The organism is Actinomyces sp. oral taxon 849 str. F0330 (assembly GCF_000239715.1).
Taxonomy (GTDB): Bacteria; Actinomycetota; Actinomycetes; order Actinomycetales; family Actinomycetaceae; genus Actinomyces; species Actinomyces johnsonii.
In genome coordinates, this window is sequence record NZ_JH470351.1 from 37,060 (window position 1) to 58,564 (window position 21,505).

A 21,505-nucleotide genomic window follows, 5' to 3' on the forward strand; every position below is an offset into this window, starting at 1 on the left:
CGGTGCCCGACACAAGTTCTGTTGGTCTCGGCGGAATATGCCCGGCTCGAGGAGATCAGAACTCGACGTGAGACTCCCGGGAGAGGGTGAATCCGCGTCCGGTGATCGTGTTCCAACAGGTCATCCCCTTGGCCTGCGAGGCGCAGGCGTAGTCGGAGAACGTCGTGGTCTGCCCATACTGGAGCGTGTGGAAAGTGTCGCCCGGTTGTCCCAGAAATTTCTCGCCGCATCGGAGCCTGGGGCGGCCGGCGTCCACGGAGATGGAGAACTCCCGTTCAGAACAGTCCTGCATCCCGGAGGAGGCGTAGCTTCGCTCCAGGATCGAGCAGGCGACACCCGCCTCATAGAGTTCGCAGGAGATGTTCTTCGACGGGGTGTCCACGTACTGGTAGGAGTACGTCTGAGCCTGCGGGGGAAGTGTCGGGACGCCGGAGAGTGTTGGCGCGTCCTCAGCGGTGAATTCTGCGCTCGGCTCTGCGGCTGGCGCGGTGTTGGGCAGAGCTGCCTTCCCCTCCGAGGTGCCCTCAGTCGTCGTGGGTTCGGTGGTGATGGAAGGGACGGCGTCGGCTTTCGTCTCCAACGACCGCCCGCGGTTGGCCAGCAGCATCCCCGCGAAGGTCCCGGCCGTAGCCACCACGAGTACCAGCATGACGACAAGGGCGGCAATCAGTCCTGTGTGAGACCCGGGGCGGGAGTCGGGACCAGACCGGCGTAGATCGCCGGATGGTGCTGGTGCGGCCATCGCCGCTAGCGCACCCCCTGAAGCCGGCAACGGGGGTATCGCCGCCGGTGGCACCGTTGGGGAGGTGCTCAGCATCATGGTCGCCGGATCGGTCTGCGACGTCGTTCCCACAGAGGTCGCGGTGTATGGCGAGGCGCTGCAGGCGGCAGTTGAGACCGAGGGCAGGGCTGCGGTCTCCGCCGTCGCGAGCCTTCTCGATTCGGTTGGGGGCCGAGCGCTTATCGGGGACGCGGGCGATACATGAGATGGGTCGGCCGTGTCCATCTGGAGAATCTGCTCACGCAGCACTGCGGGGACGGCAGGATTGGCGGCGATGGTGGGCCGTAAGTCGGGAAAGGCCTTGGCAAGGTACTCCAGCACCTCGGGCTCGGTACTGGGATCAGAGGCACGACGTTCATCGTCGAAAGTGTGAGCGGGCACGAGTTGAATGATAAATCTCGCAAGTGCGCGGAAGGCCTGCCCGCAACCACATTGGTATCAAACGCCGAGCCGGACATATTCCGCGGTGTCCGACAGAAATTCTGTTGGTCTCGGCGGAATATGCCCGGCTCGGGGAGATATGGTGCCTCTTCTACTCGACCTCTGCCAGGAGCGTCTGGATCCGCCCCACGCCCTCGGCCAGATCGTCGTCGCCCAGCGCGTAGGACAGCCGCAGGAAGCCGGAGGGTCCGAAGGCTTCACCGGGAACGACGGCGACCTCGGCATGCTCCAGGATAAGCGCGGCCAGCGTGGCCGAGCTGTCGATCTCAGTGCCGCGCAGCGTGCGCCCGAGCAACCCCTCGATGCTGGGGTAGGCGTAGAAGGCGCCGCGCGGAACGGGGACGGTCAACCCTTCGATCTGCGAAAGCATCTTCACCATGGTGCGCCGGCGCCGATCGAAGGCGGCGCGCATCTGCTCGACCGCGGACAGGTCACCGCTCACGGCCGCCAGCGCCGCGCGCTGCGAGACGTTGGCGACGTTGGAGGTCAGGTGGGACTGGAAGTTGGTGGCGGCCTTGATGACATCGCTCGGAGCGAGCATCCAGCCCACGCGCCATCCGGTCATGGCATAGGTCTTGGCCACGCCGTTGAGGACGATCGTCTGCTCGGCCAGCTCGGGAACCAGCTTGACGATGTGCGCGACCTGGGCGCCGTCGTAGAGGAGGTGCTCGTAGATCTCGTCGGTGATGACCCAGATGCCCTGCTCCAGCGCCCACTGGCCGATCGCGGTCAGCTCCTCGGGCGTGTAGACCGAGCCGGTCGGGTTCGACGGCGAGCACAGCAGCAGCACCTTGGTGCGCTCCGTGCGGGCGGCCTCGAGCTGGTCGACGCCGACCTTGTAGTCCTGGTCGGCGCCGGCGAAGACCTCCACGGTGGTGCCCCCGGCCAAAGCGATGGCCTCGGGGTAGGTGGTCCAGTAGGGCGCGGGCAGCAGAACCTCGTCACCGGGGTCGACGAGCGCCGCGAAGGCCTGGAAGACGGCCTGCTTGCCGCCGTTGGTCACCAGGATGTCGTCGGGGGAGACCTCGTAGCCGGAGTCGCGCAGCGTCTTGGCAGCGATGGCCTCGCGCAGGACCGGCAGACCCTTGGCGGGGGAGTACTTGTGGTTGGCCGGGTCCTTCGCGGCGGCGACGGCGGCCTCGACGATGTAGTCGGGGGTGGGGAAGTCGGGCTCGCCGGCGCCGAAGCCGATGACCGGGCGGCCGGCGGCCTTGAGGGCCTTGGCCTTGGCGTCGACGGCCAGGGTGGCGGAGGGGGCGATAGCGGACAGGCGGGCGGAAACGCGGTGCGCGGGTGCAGGTGTCACGCGACCAATGGTCCCACGAGCCGTGAAACCTGCACGTCGAAAACGCGTCCGCCCGGCGATTCGCGCTCGCGCGGACTCTTGTGATGCGGCCGGAGGCGGCGTGGCGCACCCCACGGCCTGTGGTTACCGCAAATGTCTGCTCGTGTGGCAGACTAGAGCACCGCTGAAGGGCAGTGGCGCAATTGGTAGCGCACCGGTCTCCAAAACCGGCGGTTGTGGGTTCGAGTCCCGCCTGCCCTGCTGAGAACGGCGGATCTGTCGGGAGATCCCGTCGGTTTCGTCTTCTCCCCGCTGTGCGGGAACTGACCTGACCGTCGACCCTGAGGACCCAGATTCATGAGCGAGAGCGCACGCGCCGCGGCAGGCAAGCCGGACAGGAAGCGCGGCTTCTTCGGGCGCATCGCCCTGTTCATCCGCCAGGTCATTGACGAGCTGCGCAAGGTGGTCTGGCCCACCATGAACGAGCTGTGGACCTACTTTACGGTGGTTGTCGTCTTCATCGTCGCCATCATGGCCTTCACCGGGGTGCTGGATTTCGCCTTCAACCGGGCCATCATGTGGCTCTTCGCCTGATTTCGCGGTTTCGGCGACCGCGCCCTCGTCGGGAGTGGCCGGTTCCGCCCCTGGCCGCTTCTCTCACCTCCGCTGCCGTCCGTGCAGCCCGTCGTAACCGCTCGTCTCACGCCACTGGAAAGCAGGTACACCATGTCTGAGGACGTCTCCTCGCAGACCACCCCCGACGACGCCGAGGGCCTCACGTCGCTCGCCGCCGTCGACGAGCCGGTTGAGACTGACGAGGTAGTCGAGGCAGCTGAGGCCGACGCCGCCGCTGAGACGGTCGCCGCAGTGACCGATGACGCCGTTGAGGCTGACGAGGCCGTTGAGCCCGCCGAGCCGGCAGAGTCCGCAGAGCCGGCAGAACCTGCCCAGGAGGCGCCCGTCGTCGACCCGCTGGCCGAGTTCCGCCGCCAGATGTCCGTGCTGCCGGGGCAGTGGTACGTGTTGCACACCTACTCCGGCTACGAGCGCCGCGTGGCCACCGACATCATGGCCCGTGCTGAGAACTTCGAGGTCGAGGACTACATCTTCGATGCCACCGTCCCCATGGAGACGGTCATCGAGATCAAGAACGGCAACAAGAAGAAGGAAGTCTCCCGGGTGCGCATCCCCGGCTACGTGTTCGTGCGCATGGACCTGGATGACCCGGAGACCTCCGACAAGGTGTGGCGCACCATCAAGGACACTCCGGCCGTCACCGGCTTCGTGGGAGATCGCTACAATCCGGTGCCGCTGACCTTCGAGGAGGCCGTCGCCCAGCTCGGCCCCACGCCCGAGGAGATCGCCGCCAAGGAGACCGCGGCCGTCGAGACCGCCGCCCCCGAGTCCGGCGCCGGCACCCAGATCGCCACGGGTGGCCAGGTCTTCGAGGTCGCCTTTGAGGTCGGCGAGTCCGTCATCGTCACCGACGGCCCCTTCGAGTCCCTGCCGGCCACGATCTCCGAGATCCACCCCGAGACCCAGAAGCTCCAGGTGCTCATCTCCCTGTTCGGCCGCGACACCCCGGCCGAGCTCTCCTTCACCCAGGTCGCCAAGATCTGAGACCGACCTCGAGATTCCCGTCACCCGCCGTGGCCCGACGACGTGCACTCTGCGTCGTCGGGCCGCTGGCCGCCCGGGCCGACCACTCGGGCGGTCGACGGGAGCCACGTATCACAGGCCGTTGTCATGTGATAACGCGCACCGGGGGCCCTGGGCCGCTCCGCGGAGGGCTACGATGAGCGCTTGTGCGTGCGTACGCACCCAACCGCTGCACGGCAGGCGTGCAGCACATCCGGACAAGTAAGAAGGACCCATTCCTATGGCCCCTAAGAAGAAGGTCGCCGGGCTGATCAAGCTCCAGATCCAGGCCGGCCAGGCTAACCCCGCTCCGCCGATCGGCCCCGCCCTGGGTGCCCACGGCGTCAACATCATGGAGTTCTGCAAGGCGTACAACGCGGCGACCGAGTCGCAGCGCGGCAACGTCATCCCCGTGGAGATCACCGTCTACGAGGACCGCTCCTTCACCTTCATCACCAAGACTCCGCCGGCCGCCGAGCTCATCAAGAAGGCCGCGGGCGTCCCCAAGGGATCCGCCACCCCCCACACCGTGAAGGTGGCCTCCCTGACCCAGGCTCAGGTGCGTGAGATCGCCGAGTCCAAGATGCCCGACCTCAACGCCAACGACGTCGAGGCCGCCGCCAAGATCATCGCCGGCACCGCCCGCTCCATGGGTATCACCGTCGAGGCCTGAGGCACTCGCCGGCCCACCGGCTCTCTCAACTCAACCCCATACGAAACCGTGGAAGGGCCTCGCGCGGCCCGAACACCACGACTGCAAGGAGAAGCAGATGACCAAGCGCTCCAAGGCCTACCGCGCCGCGGCCGAGAAGATCCAGTCCGGAGTCCTCTACACCCCGGCCGAGGCCATTCACCTGGCTAAGTCCACCTCCATTACCAAGTTCGACGCCACCGTGGATGTCGTCTTCCGCCTGGGCGTCGACCCCCGCAAAGCGGACCAGATGGTCCGTGGCACCGTGTCCCTGCCGCACGGTACCGGTAAGACCGCCCGCGTCGTCGTCTTTGCCCAGGGCGAGCGGGCCGAGCAGGCCCTCGCCGCCGGCGCGGACGAGGTCGGTGGCGACGAGCTCATCGAGAAAGTCGCCAAGGGTTACACGGACTTCGACGCCGCCGTGGCCACCCCCGACCTCATGGGCAAGGTCGGCCGCCTGGGTCGCGTCCTGGGCCCCCGCGGCCTCATGCCCAATCCCCGCACCGGCACCGTGACGATGGACGTGGCTAAGGCCGTTTCCGACATCAAGGGCGGCCGCATCGAGTTCCGCGTGGACCGCGCTTCCAACCTCCACTTCATCATCGGCAAGGTCTCCTTCTCCGAGGAGCAGCTGGAGACGAACTTCCAGGCCGCCCTTGAGGAGGTCCTGCGTCTCAAGCCCTCGACCTCGAAGGGCCGCTACATCCTCAAGGCCACCATGACCACCACCATGGGCCCCGGCATCCCGCTGGACGTCACCAAGGCCTGAGGCTCTTCGTCCTTCATGACGGTGTCGGCCGCCTCCCACGTGGGAGGCGGCCGACACCGTCGCTTGCGTTTCAGCTGCTGATGGGGATGTCGGTGAGGCGGTAGGCGTAGCTGCTGTCGCTACTCTTGCCCTGATGGTCCACTGTCACAGTGTCGCCGCCGGGATCGGGCCAGACGACGCAGACGGTGGTGACGGCTCCGCCCTTGAGCACGTCGCCGGTGTGCAGCTCGGTGAGGGGGATGTGGGCGTCGATGTCGGTCTGCTGGTAGTCGGCGGGGAAGACTCGTTCGGTGCCGGTGATAAGGGTCAGCCCGTCGGCAGCGCCGAAGGTGGCGATGACACCGTGATTCTCATCGCGCTGGTTGCCGAAAACGGTCTGCGGGTCGCTGAGCAGCGGTGTGAGTGGGGCGCCGGTGGAACCGGATTTGACGGTGCAGGTCAGGGTTCCCAGGAGGAAGCCGCCGGTGCGGGTGACCTGGTCGAGGCTGATGGTGACCTCGCCACTGGTGCCGGTCCCTTTGGACGTCAGGGTGACGCCCTCACTGCCCTTGGCGACGGCGCCTTGTGGGGTGGGTAGGGAGCCGCTTCCGCTGCCGGCAGTGGTAGTGGGAGACGCGCTTGCGCCGTCCTTCTTACTGGTGGTGCCGCCGGTGGGGGTGAGGGTGATCTCGACTCTTCGGTTGGCGGCCCTGGCCTCGTCGGTGGTGTCGTTGACTCGGGGCTCGCTCTCGCCCTTGCCGGTGGCGGTGGGGTTCCACTTGTCGAGTGAGGTGAGTTGTTCGAGCCTGCTTTTGACGGCGTTGGCGCGCTGTTCTGAGAGAGTTTGGTTGTAGGCGTCGTCCTGGATGTCATCGGTGTGGCCCACGATGGTGAGCGTTCCGCCGTTGGGGTACTGCTTCAACTGCCCGGCCACGATCTGCAACTGGGCCTCTGCCGCCGGAGCCAGTTCGGCCGAGTCCGAGGCGAAGGTGACATCGCTGGCCAGGGTGACGGTGACGTCCTCATCGCCGGTATGGGTACTCGTGGAACCGTCCAGGGTCCTCGTGTAGCGCTCGATCGCCGTGGGCTCAACGAGTTTCGGTTCGGGGGCGGGACGCTTGTCCAGCTCGGTCTGAGCGCTGGCGAGGTCGATGTCGGCCTTCTGAGCGGAGTCCTTGTCCAGCACGGAAACGGTGGTGAAGCCGGTCTGGGGAACGAGGACGGTGACGGTGTCGGCGTCGACCTTGCCGAAGGACAGATAGGAGGTCGCCTTTTCTCCCGGGGCCACCTTCAGGGAGGACCCGCTGCCGTCGGTCGCGTTCCAGACCCGCCCCTGATCAAGATCCAGCAGGCGCACCCCTGCGGCGCCGGCACCGACCCACCATATCGATGTCGGGCCCAGGTAGTTGCTGAGGCTGAGATTGTTGTCCCCCGTGTTGAAAACGCTGACGGATGTGTCTGCCACGGAGGCGTCGTCCTCGGCGCGGGTCAGTTCCAGGGCCATGATCGAGGTGGACTCGTCCTTGCGGATGACGGGGGAGACCCGCACCGTGACGTGGTGTCCGGAGATATGGGCGTCAAGCTCCTGCCAGTCCGTGCCGCCGGCCTTAGCATCGCCGCTGCCGGACGACGCACCTGCCGACGGAGAGACGGCGGCATCCTCATCGCACGCGGCAAGAACGGGAAGACCCGCAGCGGCCAAGACTGAGAGTGCGAGGAAGGAGCGGCGAGGAGGAATCACCGGCGAGCAGCTGAGTAGGCGCGAGGATCGATGGGACATTGGGAGCTCCTAGGCGAGGTCATCGGGAGAGTCCCTAAGACTTTAACCATGCGCAGCCCGTTGCGATAGTGATCCGACTACCTGTGGACTACTACCCATCTCCTTCCGAGTGAGCATGTCGATGACGCTCCGGCTCTCGGAGGATCCGAGGGATTCAACCGGACCGTACGACCTCGGCCCTTGATGGGGATGTCGGTGAGGCTGTAGGTGCTGGCGTTGATGTCGTCGACGGAAGGCATCATCTTTGGCTCGGGTCAGTTTCAGTGCCATGATCGAGGTGGTTTCGTCCTTGCGGAACGTAATGGTCCTAGCAAGGGGTGCTCCCCATGCACTCCCCATCGCTCCCCGGGGGAGTCCCCATGCATTCCCCGCTCCCCATGGGTACCCCGGGTGTATCCGTGTACTACACGGTATTTCCCCGTGGGAGGCTCCCCATTTTTCGGATGAAGATTTCTGCTTAAGGTGTTGGCATTCCTCGGGCCGATGTGGTCTGAGACCCAACAATGGAGGTCCCATCATGATGACTATTTCTACGAGAGTCCTGGCCGTTGTGAGTGCCATTGGCCTGGCGGCGACTCTGGCATCCTGCCAGGACGAAGGGTCGGACTCGACAGGATCGGAAACTTCGACAGGATCAGGTGCTCCGACGTCGGCATCGTCTCCGAAATCCGCCTCCGGTACGAACGGTAACGGAAATAATGGGACGGTCATCGAGTCGCATTCCACGAGTGTTGACGGTACGCCTGGAACTGTCTCTCTGAACTCCGTATCCGGGACGGGGACAACGGTGACTGTCATGTTCTCCGTGACGAATGATGACAAGAAGAATGACATGTGGGTCAGTAATGTATTCTCCGATGGAGACGACTCGATTCCTCAGGCTGGCGGAAGCGCGAGCCCGGGCGGGAGCAAAAACAACGCCGACGGCTTGACACTTATCGAGTCGTCCTCCTCGAACGTCTACCGTGTCTCCTATGACTCCCAAGGGGGCTGCCTGTGCTCCAGTGAGCTCGCCGAGTTCGTCAAGCCCGGCGAGACACTCGCGCTCCAGGCGACCTTCACCGGTGTTCCGGCGGATGCGAAGAGTGTCACTGTCACCATTCCAAATGGTGGAACCTTCAGCAATGTGGCGGTGTCTCGATGAGATGGCAGACGCTTTGTGGAGTGCGGACGACGGGTGTAGAGCATCGCCGTCGGGCTGGGGCGCGTGCTGCTGCTGTCGTCGCTGCGAGTGTCGCATCGTGGTCGGTTGCCGTTGGAGCTGCCGCCTCACCTGCAGCACCGCAGGCGGGCTCTCCGGTGGCGGCATCGGCCAACAGCGCCACAGCCGATCCGACGACGATCGTCAAACAGCCGGGAAGCGCCGGGCCCGGTAACCCCCGGGTGGTTCAGACAGTGGATCGCCTCGTCGTCCCGGTGTCGCGATCGAGCAGCTCGGACAGCGCCGTCACCTACTCCTCGGACGGGAAAACGACCGTGGCCTCGTTATCCGGTGACGTCACCTTTGACGTCGACTCGGCCACCTTGACCGACCGCGCCAAGCAGGTACTCGACGAGATCGTCGCCCGCTGGAACGGTACGCCGCCGGCAACGGTCACTGTGGTGGGGCACACCGATTCCGTGGCCGACGACGCCCACAACCAGACGCTCTCCGAGCAGCGGGCCAAGGCCGTGGCGGACTATCTGACCTCCAAGCTGCCGTCCCTGAACGTGCAGTCCTCCGGCAAGGGCGAGAGCGAGCCCGTGGCCTCCGAGACCAATGAGGACGGCAGCGTCAACGAGGCCGGCAAGGCCGCCAATCGTCACGTGGACGTGCGCTGGGGGTGATGTTGCGATGACGCCAACCTGGGTCGGCCGGCGGTGCTCGGCCTGAGATTGAGGATCCGGGTCGACTATGCAGCGCACCGGGATCACATGATCGCCGCCGGCCAGGCCAGGAGGGCGCCTGCAATGAGATAGGGCCCGTAGGCGATCGAGTCCTTACGGGTCACGCGCCCGGTGGCGAGGAGTACGAGAGCGACGATACCGGCGATAAGGATGCCCATCATGAATCCGTAGGCGAGCATCCAGGGGTTATGCCAGCCCAGCCACAGTCCGATGACGGCGCAGAGCTTCACATCGCCCATTCCCATGCCGGTTCCGAGGAATGCCAGTGCCAGGCTGGTCCCGCCCGCTACCGCCATCAGCAGTAGAGCCCGCCATGCCGAGTGGATGTGCTCCGATCTCCAGGCCGCGGCGGCGGCGCCGCAGACGAGTAACCAGGCCGTGATCGATCCCAGGATCCGGTTGGGCAGAAGGTGGGCCACGCTGTCGACGCCGGCCGCGCAGCCCAGGAGGGCGAAGACCGGCAGGGCGACGAGCGTCGGCCCGACGGCGCCCGCCCGTACGCCCCACCACATGCACCAGCTGCACAGGGCCAGGGCCACAAGAGCCTGGGGCCTGCTCTCCAGCAGACCGGGGTGCTTCAGCGTTCGGGTTGCCGGAGACGCCTGGGGTTCCTTGCCGCCGGCGTCGCCTGAGGGAGTGGGCGGCTCATTGGTTGCGGGCGGCCTGACGTAGTTCCTCGTCCACGCCGATACCGGCCCTGCGACGAGTGCGACGGAGGCCGCGGCCGCGGCGACCATCATCGCGAGCAGCCAGGGCTGAATCGCTGAGACCGACAAATCGGAGGGCCTTTCGATGTGCGAATGGGAGGCGGTAATGACCAGGTAATGACCAGGTGATGGTGAGCGATGGGTGGGACAGCGATGATTGTCCACCATCCTCTCCCGGCCGGCTTCGCCCTGAGGGCGCAGGTGTGGGCGTGTCCAGTACCACGTCTTCACCGTAAAATCCTCCCTGGCGCAATCCCGCGGCACACGGGTAGCCTGGCCGACGGTGCCCGCTGACGGGTTACCGCATCTCCATTCCGTTCCCAGCGACGTCGGCTCCGGCCCAGGCCCTCAGGGCCTGCTCGGCTCAAGTACGGCATCGTGACGCGGGTCTGCCGCGGCGGGAACCGACGGGCCCCTGACTGCGGGGCTCCGGACGTCGCATCGGGCGCGCCCCGATCCTGGCGGGCCGGCCCTCTCCGCGGTGGCGTGCGCCGTCGAGCCACCGGTGGGGGAGCGGCCCGGCACGCAGGCAGCAGCCAGAAACAGACTCACGTCCTATGGAGAATCAGTAGTGCCCACTATTCAGCAGCTGGTCCGTAAGGGCCGCTCGACGAAGCGCTCCGCGTCCAAGACGCCGGCGCTCAAGGCCAGCCCGCAGCGCCGTGGCGTGTGCACCCGTGTGTACACCACGACCCCCAAGAAGCCGAACTCCGCCCTCCGTAAGGTCGCCCGTGTGCGCCTGTCCACCGGTATCGAGGTCACGGCCTACATCCCCGGTGAGGGCCACAACCTCCAGGAGCACTCCATCGTGCTGGTGCGCGGTGGTCGTGTGAAGGACCTTCCCGGTGTCCGCTACCACATCGTGCGCGGCGCCCTCGACACCCAGGGTGTCAAGGGCCGCCAGCAGGCGCGTTCCAAGTACGGCGCCAAGAAGGAGAAGAAGTAATGCCTCGTAAGGGTCCCGCACCCAAGCGCCCGCTCGTCGTTGACCCCGTCTACGGCTCGCCGGTCGTCACCCAGCTCGTCAACCGCGTCCTGCTGGACGGCAAGAAGTCCACCGCCGAGCGCATCGTCTACGGCGCCTTGGAGGGCGTGCGCTCCAAGACGGACCAGGACCCGGTCTCCGTCCTCAAGCGCGCGCTGGACAACATCCGCCCCGCACTGGAGGTCCGCTCCCGTCGCGTCGGCGGCGCCACCTACCAGGTGCCCGTCGAGGTCCGCCCCAGTCGCGCCACCACCCTGGCGCTGCGCTGGCTCGTGGACTTCTCCCGTCAGCGCCGCGAGAACACCATGACCGAGCGTCTCATGAACGAGATCCTCGACGCCTCCAACGGCCTGGGCGCCGCGGTCAAGCGTCGCGAGGACATGCACCGCATGGCCGAGTCCAACAGGGCCTTCGCCCACTACCGCTGGTAATACCGGTAGCAACTCCGCACCCCATACGAACGAAGGACACCACCAGTGGCACTTGACGTGCTGACAGACCTCACCAAGGTCCGCAACATCGGCATCATGGCTCACATCGATGCCGGTAAGACCACCGTGACAGAGCGCATCCTGTTCTACACGGGCATCAACTACAAGATCGGCGAGACGCACGACGGCGCCTCGACGATGGACTGGATGGAGCAGGAGCAGGAGCGCGGTATCACCATCACCTCCGCGGCCACCACCTGCTTCTGGAAGAACAACCAGATCAACATCATCGACACCCCCGGCCACGTGGACTTCACGGTCGAGGTCGAGCGCTCCCTGCGCGTGCTCGACGGCGCCGTCGCGGTCTTCGACGGCAAGGAGGGTGTGGAGCCGCAGTCCGAGACGGTGTGGCGCCAGGCGGACAAGTACAACGTCCCGCGCATCTGCTACATCAACAAGATGGACAAGCTGGGCGCCGACTTCGACTTCTCCGTCCAGACCATCCGGGACCGCCTCCACGCCACCCCGATCGTCCTCAACTTCCCGATCGGCGCCGAGAGCGAGTTCTCCGGCCTCGTCGACGTCCTGGAGATGCGGGCCATCCGCTTCCCCGAGAAGGACGCCGACGGCAAGGACACCCGCGGCTCCGTCGTCGAGTACGAGGAGATCCCCTCCGAGCTCGTGGCCAGGGCCGAGGAGCTGCGCGGCCAGCTGGTCGAGACGGTCGCCGAGGCCGATGACACCCTCATGGAGAAGTACCTCGAGGGCGAGGAGCTCAGCGTCGCTGAGCTCAAGGCCGGCATCCGCAAGCTCACCGTGGCCGGCGAGGCCTTCCCAGTCCTGGCCGGGTCCGCCTTCAAGAACAAGGGCATCCAGCCCGTGCTCGACGCCGTCCTGGACTACCTGCCCTCCCCGCTCGACGTCCCCGACGTCGAGGGCCACGCCGTTGGCAACGAGGAGGAGGTGCTCACCCGCCCGGCCGACGAGAAGGCCGCCTTCTCCGCCCTGGCCTTCAAGGTGGCCACCCACCCCTTCTACGGCAAGCTCGTCTACGTGCGCGTCTACTCCGGCAAGGTGGCCCAGGGCGAGATGGTCCTCAACGCCACCAAGGGCAAGAAGGAGCGCATCGGAAAGCTCTTCCAGATGCACTCCAACAAGGAGAACCCGGTGGAGGAGGCCCACGCCGGCCACATCTACGCCTTCATCGGTCTCAAGGACGTCACCACCGGTGACACCCTGTGCGCTCAGGGTTCCCCGATCGTCCTGGAGTCCATGACCTTCCCGGACCCGGTCATCCACGTGGCTATCGAGCCCAAGACCAAGGGCGACCAGGAGAAGCTGGGTGTGGCCATCCAGAAGCTCTCCGAGGAGGACCCCACCTTCACCGTCTCCCTCGACGAGGAGACCGGCCAGACCGTCATCGGCGGTATGGGCGAGCTCCACCTGGACGTGTTCGTGGACCGCATGCGCCGCGAGTTCAAGGTCGAGGCCAACGTGGGCGCCCCGCAGGTCGCTTACCGCGAGACCATCCGCAAGAAGGTGGACAAGGTCGAGTACACCCACAAGAAGCAGACGGGTGGCTCCGGCCAGTTCGCCAAGGTGCAGATGAGCTTCGAGCCCCTTCTGGCCGACGAGGCCGCAGAGACCGCCGACGGCGAGAAGGCGCACTACGAGTTCGCCAACGCCGTCACCGGTGGTCGCGTGCCCCGCGAGTACATCCCCAGCGTGGATGCCGGAGTCCAGGACGCCATGCTCACCGGTGTCCTGGCCGGCTACCCGATGGTGGACATCAAGGCCACCCTCATCGACGGCGCCTACCACGAGGTCGACTCCTCCGAGATGGCCTTCAAGATCGCCGGCTCCATGGCGTTCAAGGAGGGTGCCAAGAAGGCCTCGCCGGTCCTCCTCGAGCCCGTCATGGCCGTCGAGGTCCGTACTCCCGAGGAGTACATGGGCGACGTCATCGGTGACCTCAACTCCCGTCGCGGCATGATCGCCTCGATGGAGGACGCCGTCGGCGTCAAGGTCATCCGCGCCAATGTCCCCCTGTCCGAGATGTTCGGCTACGTCGGTGACCTGCGCTCCAAGACGCAGGGACGTGCCGTCTACTCCATGGCCTTCGACTCCTACGCCGAGGTTCCCAAGAACGTCGCCGACGAGATCATCGCCAAAGTCAGGGGCGCCTGACGCCCGTGCACCGGGGGCCCGCACCGGTTGCACGAACCGCGGCGGACCCCCGGCCCGGCGGCGCCCTGCGCGCAGGCCGGGACCCAGTTCAGTAAGATTTCCAACATCCACCAGTAGAGACTCTCGACGCCCGGACGGCTAGCATGTGTGCTAGTCGAATCCCGACGAAGAGAACTACCCGAGTCCCAGGAGGACACCAGTGGCCAAGGCCAAGTTCGAGCGGACCAAGCCGCACGTCAACATCGGAACGATCGGTCACGTCGACCACGGCAAGACGACGCTGACCGCTGCGATCTCCAAGGTTCTGCACGACGAGTACCCCGAGCTGAACCCCTTCACCCCCTTCGACGAGATCGACAAGGCTCCCGAGGAGCGTCAGCGCGGTATCACCATCAACATCGCGCACGTCGAGTACGAGACCGACAAGCGCCACTACGCGCACGTCGACGCCCCCGGTCACGCCGACTACATCAAGAACATGATCACCGGTGCCGCCCAGATGGACGGTGCGATCCTCGTGGTCGCCGCCACCGACGGCCCGATGGCCCAGACCCGCGAGCACGTCCTGCTCGCCCGCCAGGTCGGCGTCCCCGCCCTCCTCGTGGCCCTCAACAAGTCCGACATGGTGGACGACGAGGAGCTCCTCGACCTGGTCGAGATGGAGGTGCGCGAGCTCCTCTCCTCCCAGGACTACGACGGCGACGAGGCTCCCGTCATCCGCGTCTCCGCTCTCAAGGCCCTCGAGGGCGACGCTGAGTGGGCCGGCAAGATCAAGGAGCTCATGGACGCGGTGGATGACTACATCCCCACCCCCGAGCGTGACATGGACAAGCCCTTCCTCATGCCCATCGAGGACGTCTTCACCATCACCGGTCGCGGCACCGTCGTCACCGGCCGTGTGGAGCGCGGCAAGCTCCCGATCAACTCCGAGGTCGAGATCCTGGGTATCCGTGAGGCCCAGAAGACCACGGTCACCGGTATCGAGATGTTCCACAAGCAGATGGACGAGGCCTGGGCTGGTGAGAACTGTGGTCTGCTCCTGCGCGGCACCCGTCGTGAGGACGTCGAGCGCGGCCAGGTCATCTGCAAGCCCGGCTCCATCACCCCGCACACCGAGTTCGAGGGCCACGTCTACATCCTCACCAAGGACGAGGGCGGCCGCCACAACCCCTTCTACTCGAACTACCGTCCGCAGTTCTACTTCCGCACCACGGACGTCACCGGTGTCATTACCCTGCCCGAGGGCACCGAGATGGTCATGCCCGGTGACACCACCGAGATGACCGTCCAGCTCATCCAGCCCATCGCCATGGAGGAGGGCCTCGGCTTCGCCATCCGCGAGGGTGGCCGCACCGTCGGCTCCGGCCGCGTCACCAAGGTCATCAAGTGACCCACTGACGCTCCCGCGCCTCCGCGTAGCACCAGACCTCCCCGGTCGGAACATCCGTTCCGACCGGGGAGGTCTTTTCGGGTTTCGCCGAGCCCGACGGAACTGCCGACCGAAAATGCGAATAGTCACGTGAACGACACCATTTCTGCGAATCCGTGACGTCTGCGTAATGAATGGCGTCGCAATGCAGTAACGGACGATTTCAGATCCATTACTGATCCTGATTTTGTTTGCTCTTCCGACTAGTTTATCGACTGTAACCGGGTGCGTGGACGCCGACGCATATTAGCGAGTGATTCCAGCGCCGTTCCGTTTTCGTGATGTGGAGCCTCAACCTTGCTGCGTCGTCGTACCGTCGTCTCGCGTCTGCGCAAACTCGTCGCCAGCGCCGCGGTGCTCACCTGTGCGGCAGCCGCTTTCGCGGGCATCGAGAGGCCGTCGGCCGCCGCTGCCCCTCCCGGTCTTCCTTCCGATGCCCTGCCGGCGGTCTTCGCCCAAGGCGGTACCAGCCGCTACCGGGACACGATCCAGTGGCTCCAGTGGGCGGACTACGGAAGCAACTTCGCCGGCAAGACCAAGCCGAATGTTCCCGTACTCGACTACGGTCAGCGCAAGACGTTCACCAACTATCGAGATATGGGAGAAGCGGGATATCTAGTCACCACTTGCAACCTGTCCAATCTCAAGCACATCGGTCACCAACGCGGATTTCCTGACGATCTTGCTCGCGGCCCGCTGGTGGCGACTATTCCGGGGACCTGGGCCGGCGACATTCTCGACAACCTCTACAACATCGGAGGAGCCGGGGGCTGGAGCGACGGCGGCTCGGAGTGGCATGCCGGCCTGAGTTACCCGGCCAACTATGTCAACAACAACCAGATGGTCATCGGCCTGGCCAACGGCTACGCCTACAACGGGGACAAGACCTGGGACGGCAAGGACAAGAACGACCGCCGCGCCGACCGCACCCCGACCGGCGGCTACTCGCGGATCAGTTTCGACGTCGCCTGTTCGGCTGCCCTTCAGGCCCCCGATGGCAGTTCCACGCCAGTGGCCCTCAATGGTCTGGTCTTCGCCGATGCCGAGGCCTCCAACCCCAGTGGTAGTGGCGACCCCTTCGACGGCGAGTGGATCCAGGCCCAGGTTCCCCGCGACCAGCGAGTCACCTGGCGCCTCCTCGACGGCGGACGCTCCACGAACTGCCTCGACACCCGTGGAGGCAGCTGGGAGCCCGTCACCACCCGCGCAACTCTGTCGAACGGGAACCGCACTCTGCGGCTGGACAACACGGCGCAGGAGTGCGTCTATCAGAATGGCGGAGGCTACTCCAAGCCCAACGGTATCGGAGGGCCGGCGGTCTCCATGTTCATGGAAGGGGCCACCAGCGCCACCATCACCATGCAGGGATCCGGTTACTCCGCCGTCGCCCTGGGCCTGGTCCTGGCCACCGACTTCGGTGACGCGCCGGCGTCCTACGGCAGTGCCTCCGCTCTCCTGCAGCCCACCTGGCAGGGCGGCGAGGTGACCGCGCACAACGGCAACGACTTGTTCGGAGGCCGCCTCATCAACTCCACCCGCATGTACGCCTCCGGACCGTACCTGGGCTCCTCGATCGACGCCGAGTCCCAGCAGCGTTTCAGCGACGGCGCCGACGGCGATGACAACGATGGCTGGTACGGCAACGACGAGGACGGTGTCTCTATCTCGTCCGCGGGCATCTCAACCGCGCCCGGGCAGAACGTCACCATGAACGTCCGCTGCGGCGGTGGGGGAGCGGTCGCCGGCTGGATCGACTGGAACCACAACGGCGTCTTCGACTCCGCAGAGAAGAGCAGCCAGGCCGTCTGCGACAGCCGGGCGAACGCGAGGCTGAAATGGACTGTGCCCGAGGATGTTGTGCGCAGCATCGACGGAGAGGCCGGCTCCTATCCCCACACCTACTTGCGTGTGCGGACGGCCAAGGCAGACGAGGACCTCAAACCGACCGGAAGCACCATGGGGGGTGAGGTGGAGGACTACCGGCTCGCGGTGCGCGTCCCCACCATCCAGCTCGTCAAAGAGGTGCAGGCGCCCTACGCGGGGCAGGTCGGGGCTCTAAAGGCCGATCAGTGGACGCTCAAGGCCCAGCAGGGCAATGGCGCTTCCTCCTCCCAACTGGTGACCGGCACCGTCGACACCGGGATCAAGACGGCGCGTCAAGGGCAGTACCTCCTGTCCGAGTCCTCCGACAACCCCCAGGCCACTGGATACGAGGCCGGCGGGTGGCAGTGCTACCAGACTCCTGGAACCGCTGGAAACTGGAATAACTCGACTTATGGATCCCAGACCGTCATGTTCAAAGGGCCGGACCGCATCACCTGCGCCATCACCAACACGACCAAGCCCGGTGCGCTGACCTGGACCAAGACCGACCAGGATGGGAAGACGCCTCTGGGCGGAACGTCCTGGGAACTCAGCGGCCCCGATGTTCCAGCCGGCACCGTCATCGAGGACTGTCAGGCGGCCAGCTGCCCAGCTGGCGCCTATCAAGACACTAACCCGGCTCCGGGTGCCTTCGATGTCGGCGGGCTGCCGTGGGGCAGCTACTCCATCACCGAGCAGACCGCTCCGAGTGGCTACCAGCGCCTCGGGGCACCACTGGTCTTCGACGATGTCTCCGGAGCGAACCTCACGGCCCGGCTCAAAGACACCACCGGCGTCACCAAGGGGGCTGTGACGAACCAACGCCTCACCGGATCGGTGTCCTGGAAGAAGCAGGACACCACCGGCAACGCGCTCAGGGATTCCGAGTGGACGCTCAGCGGCCCGGGGGTCCCGGCCAAGACCACCATCGTTGACTGCGTCGTCACCGGAGCCAAGGGGCAGTGCCCGAGCGGTCCCTATGCGGACACCGACCCAGCGGTCGGCTCCTTCACGGTCAGCGGGCTGCCTTGGGACTCCCGCTCCTACTCCCTCGTGGAGAAGCGAGCCCCTGCCGGGTACCGGCTTGACACGACGAGCCGCTCCTTCGTCATCAAGCCCGATGCCCTCCAGTACTCCTTCTCGAAGGCCTTCACCAACGAGAAGGCGCCCACCCCCCGCCTGCCGCTGACGGGCGGACGCGGTGCGCACATTTTCCTGATTGCGGGAGCGGTCGTCTCCGGCCTCGCAATCCTCACCGGACTCCTAAGGAGGCACCGTCACCGCAACCTCGACTGAGCCGCCCGTCGGCATCCGCAAGGAGCACCGGAGACGCCAGTAACGCCGTCGGATAAGACGGAGCCGTCCACCGGAGAACACACTCCCTATCCATGCCTCTGCCATGCGTCCGCATCTCCCCGCGGCGCACAGTGAAAGGAAATCCCAACCCATGAAGTACAACGCCAGCACGCTGGGGCGTCGGGCTGCTGCCGCAGCCGGCGTCCTCACCCTGGCCTTCCTCGGCCTGGCCCCCATGGCCCAGGCTGAGGATGCCAATTACGGAAACATCAAAGAGGATGCGAAGGGCTCCCTGATCATCCACAAGCACCTCAACGGGGACGGCAACCCCATCGGTGCCGCCGACGGTACTGAGGCACCGAACGTCAACAAGGGCGAGCCCGTTCAGGGTGTCGTGTTCACCGCCTACCCGATCACCGACATCGACCTGACGAAGTCGGAGGACTGGACCAAGATCAGCGCACTGTCCGCGCCCGGAGCGATTCCGGACAGCGCTTGCGCCAACCCCACCGCTCCCACACTGGCAGGGCACACACTGGGCGGCGGCATGCCCTCCTCCGAGACCGACGGTCAGGGCTCCGCCACGATCACGCAGATGCCCGTCAAGGCCTACCTCGTCTGCGAGACGAAAGCTCCCAGCGACATCGTCCAGAAGGCCAAGCCCTTCGTCGTGACGATTCCTCACCCGAACACCGCTGCCGAAGACGCTGACGGCAAATGGCTCTACGACGTCAACGTCTACCCCAAGAACGAAGCCATCGACCTCGAGAAGACCATTGAGGAGCAGAAGACCAACGGCTACGGCATCGGCTCCCTGGTGAAGTTCCCGGTGAGCTCCGAGCTGCCAACCCTCGACGCCAAGTCCTACTACAAGTACTACCAGCTCAAGGACACTCTGGACTCTCGGCTCTCGGAGGTGACCGCCACTAACGTGACTGTCGATGGAAACGCGCTCGACCCCGCCGACTACGTCGTCGCAACCAACAACCAGACGGTGACCGTCACCTTCACCGCCTCTGGCTTGACCAAGCTCAAGGCCGCCCCGAACAAGAAGGTGTCGGCCACCTTCCAGGGCAAGGTGACTTCGATCACTGACGGCAACATCAAGAACACCGCCCAGCTCATCTCCGACACTGTCTACGCCGAGCAGCCCCCGACTCCCGAGACCCCGCCGACCGATCCCATCGATCCTCCGACTAGTAACGAGGTAATCAGCCACTGGGGCGACCTGACGATTAAGAAGGTCGATGCCAAGGACAAGGATCAGAACAAGGCCGGCCTCAAGGGTGCCGAGTTCCAGCTCTTCAAGGCCAAGAACGCCTATGCGGGTACCTGCACCAAGGAGCCGGAAGGCAACGCGATCTCCGTTGATGGCAAGACCACTCTTACCACCGACGGCGACGGCGCCATCAATATCAAGGGCCTGTTCATCTCCGACTCCATCGACGGGGTGAACCGCGACAACCAGGTCAATGCCACCGAGCGCTGCTACGTCCTGGTCGAGACCAAGGCGCCCACCGGATTCGTCCTGCCCTCGGGCCAAGACGCCATGACCGCTGTCAAGGTCCAGGCCGGTGCCGTCACCACTGACAACGTCACCATCGAGAACAGCAAGCAGGCGGTTCCGGGTCTGCCTCTGACCGGTGCCAACGGCATGCTCATCCTGACCGCCTCCGGCGCGGCTCTGCTGATGATCGCCGTCGGCTCCGTCCTCGTGGCCCGCTACCGCGAGCGCAAGCAGACCGCGAACCTCGCCGTCTGAGGACGACCGGCGGGGGCCGGGCCCCGTGGAGTCCGGCCCCCGCCGGAACGGTCCCGCCTCAGTCCCGTGGTGACTATGAGGCCGTGACCTGAGCGGCAACGTGCAGGCGCTCGACGAACCTCGATCCGTCGAGCGCCTGCACCTTCATGTGCGAACCTGCACCATCTCCACCCCGGACACCGACCCTGGAAGCGCACGAGGCCCCATGATCTCCCGCACCGCACGCAAACCCCGCACCTCCCGGACCCCGCGCACACGCGCCTCGAGCACCCAGAAGCACCGCCGTCCCCGCGTCTGGCGCCTGTCGATCTCCGCCCTGGTCACCTCCATCATGGCGATCGCCGGCATGGGACTCCTGGCCTATCCGACGGCGGCCTCCTGGATCTCCCAGTACAACCAGTCGAAGGTGACTGCCGACTACTCCGCCCAGGTCGACGACGCCCGGCCCGATGCCAAGACCCAGATCGCCCAGGCCCACGCCTACAATGAGGCGCTCTCCGCCGGCGCGGTCCTCGAGGCCAACAACCATGTCCCCACCGGAGCCGGCTCCAGCTCCGACAGTTCCCTGAGCTACGCCTCGATCCTCAAGGCCAACGAAGAGGGCCTCATGGCTCGTCTCAAGATTCCCTCCATCTCCCTGGACCTGCCCGTCTATCACGGAACCGCTGACGACACTCTGCTCAAGGGCCTGGGGCACCTGGAGGGCACCTCACTGCCGGTCGGGGGAGAGGGGACCCGCTCAGTGATCACCGGGCATCGCGGCCTGGCCGAGGCCACCATGTTCACCAACCTGGACAAGGTGAAGAACGGCGACAGCCTCATCATCGAGGTTTTCGGTGAGGTCCTCACCTACCGAGTCATCAGCACCAAGGTCGTTGAGCCCGAGGAGACCGAGGCACTGCGCGCCGAGGACGGTAAGGATCTGCTCACCCTGGTGACCTGCACGCCGCTGGGTATCAACACCCACCGCATCCTGCTGACCGGCGAGCGCATCTACCCGACCCCGGCCAAGGACATCGCGGCAGCGGGCAAACGCCCTGACGTTCCCCATTTCCCCTGGTGGGCCGTCGCGCTGGCGGGTGGCCTCATCGTCGTCGGGCTGTACCTGTGGCGCTCGGGCTATGCGGCTGCCCGGGCCAAGGAGCGCAAGGAACGAGCGTTGGCCCGCAAGCGGGACGAGGAGCAGGAGCAGCGCCCCCAGACCTGGGAGGAACAGATGCAGAAATGGATGGACGACGACGCCGGCGTCGAGCCCCGGCGCTGGTTCACCGACCTGCCGATCCCGCCGCAGCCCTCCGAGGCGGAGAACCTGGAGCTTCTGGAGGAGATCGCGTCTCTGTCGAAGCCGTCAGGTAGGTCGGATGTTCAGGAGCTCATCGACACCGCGGAGATCCCGGTGATAGGTGCGACACGCCCGAGCGCGGGTGCCAGTGGGCGGACTCACAGGCCCTAGGCCCCTTCTCGGGTTCCGCTGCCGGTGTGGGCCCTGATAGCGTAATGCGGCCGGCTACGGGCGTGCTCCTGCATGCTCCCGAGCTGTGCCGCCCCGGGGGTCACCCGGGATTCATTCTGACGGACCCGTTCCTCCTGAACG

18 protein-coding genes, 1 tRNA gene and 1 pseudogene are annotated in these 21,505 nt (G+C 65.8%); 15 read left to right on the top strand and 5 right to left on the bottom strand.

Translation table 11 applies throughout. The features are described from left to right. Positions 1-55: 55 nt before the first annotated feature. Entirely contained in the window at positions 56-649 is a 594-nt protein-coding gene (locus HMPREF0975_RS16620; protein WP_009233242.1) for a hypothetical protein, read from the bottom strand. Positions 650-806: 157 nt separating this feature from the next. Here HMPREF0975_RS16620 and HMPREF0975_RS16625 point away from each other — a divergent pair, with 157 nt between their 5' ends. After that, a complete protein-coding gene (locus HMPREF0975_RS16625; RefSeq protein ID WP_049939521.1) occupies positions 807-986 on the top strand; it encodes a hypothetical protein in 180 nt (59 codons plus the stop codon). Positions 987-1,006: 20 nt separating this feature from the next. Here HMPREF0975_RS16625 and HMPREF0975_RS17295 read toward each other — a convergent pair. Further along, a pseudogene (locus HMPREF0975_RS17295) lies at positions 1,007-1,162 on the bottom strand (variant leucine-rich repeat-containing protein); the annotation flags it as partial. 151 nt (positions 1,163-1,313) lie between these two features. Continuing rightward, the gene (locus tag HMPREF0975_RS05945; RefSeq protein WP_009233243.1) at positions 1,314-2,528 is read right to left on the bottom strand and encodes a pyridoxal phosphate-dependent aminotransferase; all 1,215 of its coding nucleotides are present in this window, start codon (positions 2,526-2,528) and stop codon (positions 1,314-1,316) included. Between the two features lie 167 nt (positions 2,529-2,695). Here HMPREF0975_RS05945 and HMPREF0975_RS05950 point away from each other — a divergent pair. From HMPREF0975_RS05950 to rplA, 5 genes are all read left to right on the top strand, one after another. Then, a tRNA-Trp gene (locus HMPREF0975_RS05950) sits at positions 2,696-2,768 on the top strand. Positions 2,769-2,864: 96 nt separating this feature from the next. Beyond that, positions 2,865-3,101 carry a preprotein translocase subunit SecE gene (secE, locus tag HMPREF0975_RS05955; protein WP_009233244.1) on the top strand — a complete coding sequence of 79 codons (237 nt, stop codon included), beginning with the start codon at positions 2,865-2,867 and terminating at the stop codon, positions 3,099-3,101. Between the two features lie 132 nt (positions 3,102-3,233). Continuing rightward, positions 3,234-4,127 (top strand): transcription termination/antitermination protein NusG, encoded by an 894-nt coding sequence (gene nusG / locus HMPREF0975_RS05960; RefSeq protein ID WP_009233245.1) that lies wholly within the window; start codon positions 3,234-3,236, stop codon positions 4,125-4,127. A gap of 259 nt (positions 4,128-4,386) precedes the next feature. Beyond that, complete coding sequence (rplK, locus tag HMPREF0975_RS05965; RefSeq protein ID WP_009233246.1) at positions 4,387-4,818, top strand: 50S ribosomal protein L11; 432 nt, start codon at positions 4,387-4,389, stop codon at positions 4,816-4,818. Positions 4,819-4,915: 97 nt separating this feature from the next. Further along, complete coding sequence (rplA, locus tag HMPREF0975_RS05970) at positions 4,916-5,605, top strand: 50S ribosomal protein L1 (RefSeq protein ID WP_009233247.1); 690 nt, start codon at positions 4,916-4,918, stop codon at positions 5,603-5,605. 70 nt (positions 5,606-5,675) lie between these two features. Here the strand turns inward: rplA and HMPREF0975_RS05975 are convergent, their stop codons facing one another. Next, a complete protein-coding gene (locus tag HMPREF0975_RS05975; RefSeq protein ID WP_009233248.1) occupies positions 5,676-7,364 on the bottom strand; it encodes an OmpA family protein in 1,689 nt (562 codons plus the stop codon). A 796-nt stretch (positions 7,365-8,160) separates the two neighbouring features. Here HMPREF0975_RS05975 and HMPREF0975_RS15545 point away from each other — a divergent pair. Continuing rightward, positions 8,161-8,508 carry a hypothetical protein gene (locus HMPREF0975_RS15545; RefSeq protein WP_021608248.1) on the top strand — a complete coding sequence of 116 codons (348 nt, stop codon included), beginning with the start codon at positions 8,161-8,163 and terminating at the stop codon, positions 8,506-8,508. 155 nt (positions 8,509-8,663) lie between these two features. After that, positions 8,664-9,191 (top strand): OmpA family protein, encoded by a 528-nt coding sequence (locus tag HMPREF0975_RS05985; RefSeq protein ID WP_009233250.1) that lies wholly within the window; start codon positions 8,664-8,666, stop codon positions 9,189-9,191. A gap of 83 nt (positions 9,192-9,274) precedes the next feature. Here the strand turns inward: HMPREF0975_RS05985 and HMPREF0975_RS05990 are convergent, their stop codons facing one another. Then, positions 9,275-10,027: a prepilin peptidase gene (locus HMPREF0975_RS05990; protein ID WP_049939523.1), complete on the bottom strand. Its 753-nt coding sequence runs from the start codon at positions 10,025-10,027 to the stop codon at positions 9,275-9,277. Between the two features lie 502 nt (positions 10,028-10,529). Here HMPREF0975_RS05990 and rpsL point away from each other — a divergent pair. The 7 genes from rpsL to HMPREF0975_RS06025 all read left to right on the top strand — a co-directional run bounded on the left by rpsL (position 10,530) and on the right by HMPREF0975_RS06025 (position 21,364). Further along, a complete protein-coding gene (gene rpsL / locus HMPREF0975_RS05995; protein ID WP_003786082.1) occupies positions 10,530-10,904 on the top strand; it encodes a 30S ribosomal protein S12 in 375 nt (124 codons plus the stop codon). After that, positions 10,904-11,374, top strand: coding sequence for a 30S ribosomal protein S7 (rpsG, locus tag HMPREF0975_RS06000; protein ID WP_009233252.1), 471 nt, complete (start codon positions 10,904-10,906; stop codon positions 11,372-11,374). The genes rpsL and rpsG overlap by 1 nt, the downstream gene beginning before the upstream one ends. Positions 11,375-11,419: 45 nt before the next feature. Then, complete coding sequence (gene fusA / locus HMPREF0975_RS06005) at positions 11,420-13,561, top strand: elongation factor G (protein ID WP_009233253.1); 2,142 nt, start codon at positions 11,420-11,422, stop codon at positions 13,559-13,561. Between the two features lie 199 nt (positions 13,562-13,760). Beyond that, positions 13,761-14,951 carry an elongation factor Tu gene (gene tuf / locus HMPREF0975_RS06010; protein ID WP_009233254.1) on the top strand — a complete coding sequence of 397 codons (1,191 nt, stop codon included), beginning with the start codon at positions 13,761-13,763 and terminating at the stop codon, positions 14,949-14,951. Positions 14,952-15,287: 336 nt separating this feature from the next. Beyond that, entirely contained in the window at positions 15,288-18,149 is a 2,862-nt protein-coding gene (locus HMPREF0975_RS06015) for a CshA/CshB family fibrillar adhesin-related protein (protein ID WP_009233255.1), read from the top strand. A 151-nt stretch (positions 18,150-18,300) separates the two neighbouring features. Next, positions 18,301-19,911 (top strand): SpaH/EbpB family LPXTG-anchored major pilin, encoded by a 1,611-nt coding sequence (locus HMPREF0975_RS06020; RefSeq protein ID WP_009233256.1) that lies wholly within the window; start codon positions 18,301-18,303, stop codon positions 19,909-19,911. A 205-nt stretch (positions 19,912-20,116) separates the two neighbouring features. After that, on the top strand, positions 20,117-21,364 hold the full coding sequence (locus tag HMPREF0975_RS06025) for a class C sortase (protein WP_009233257.1): 1,248 nt from the start codon (positions 20,117-20,119) through the stop codon (positions 21,362-21,364). Positions 21,365-21,505 lie beyond the last annotated feature (141 nt).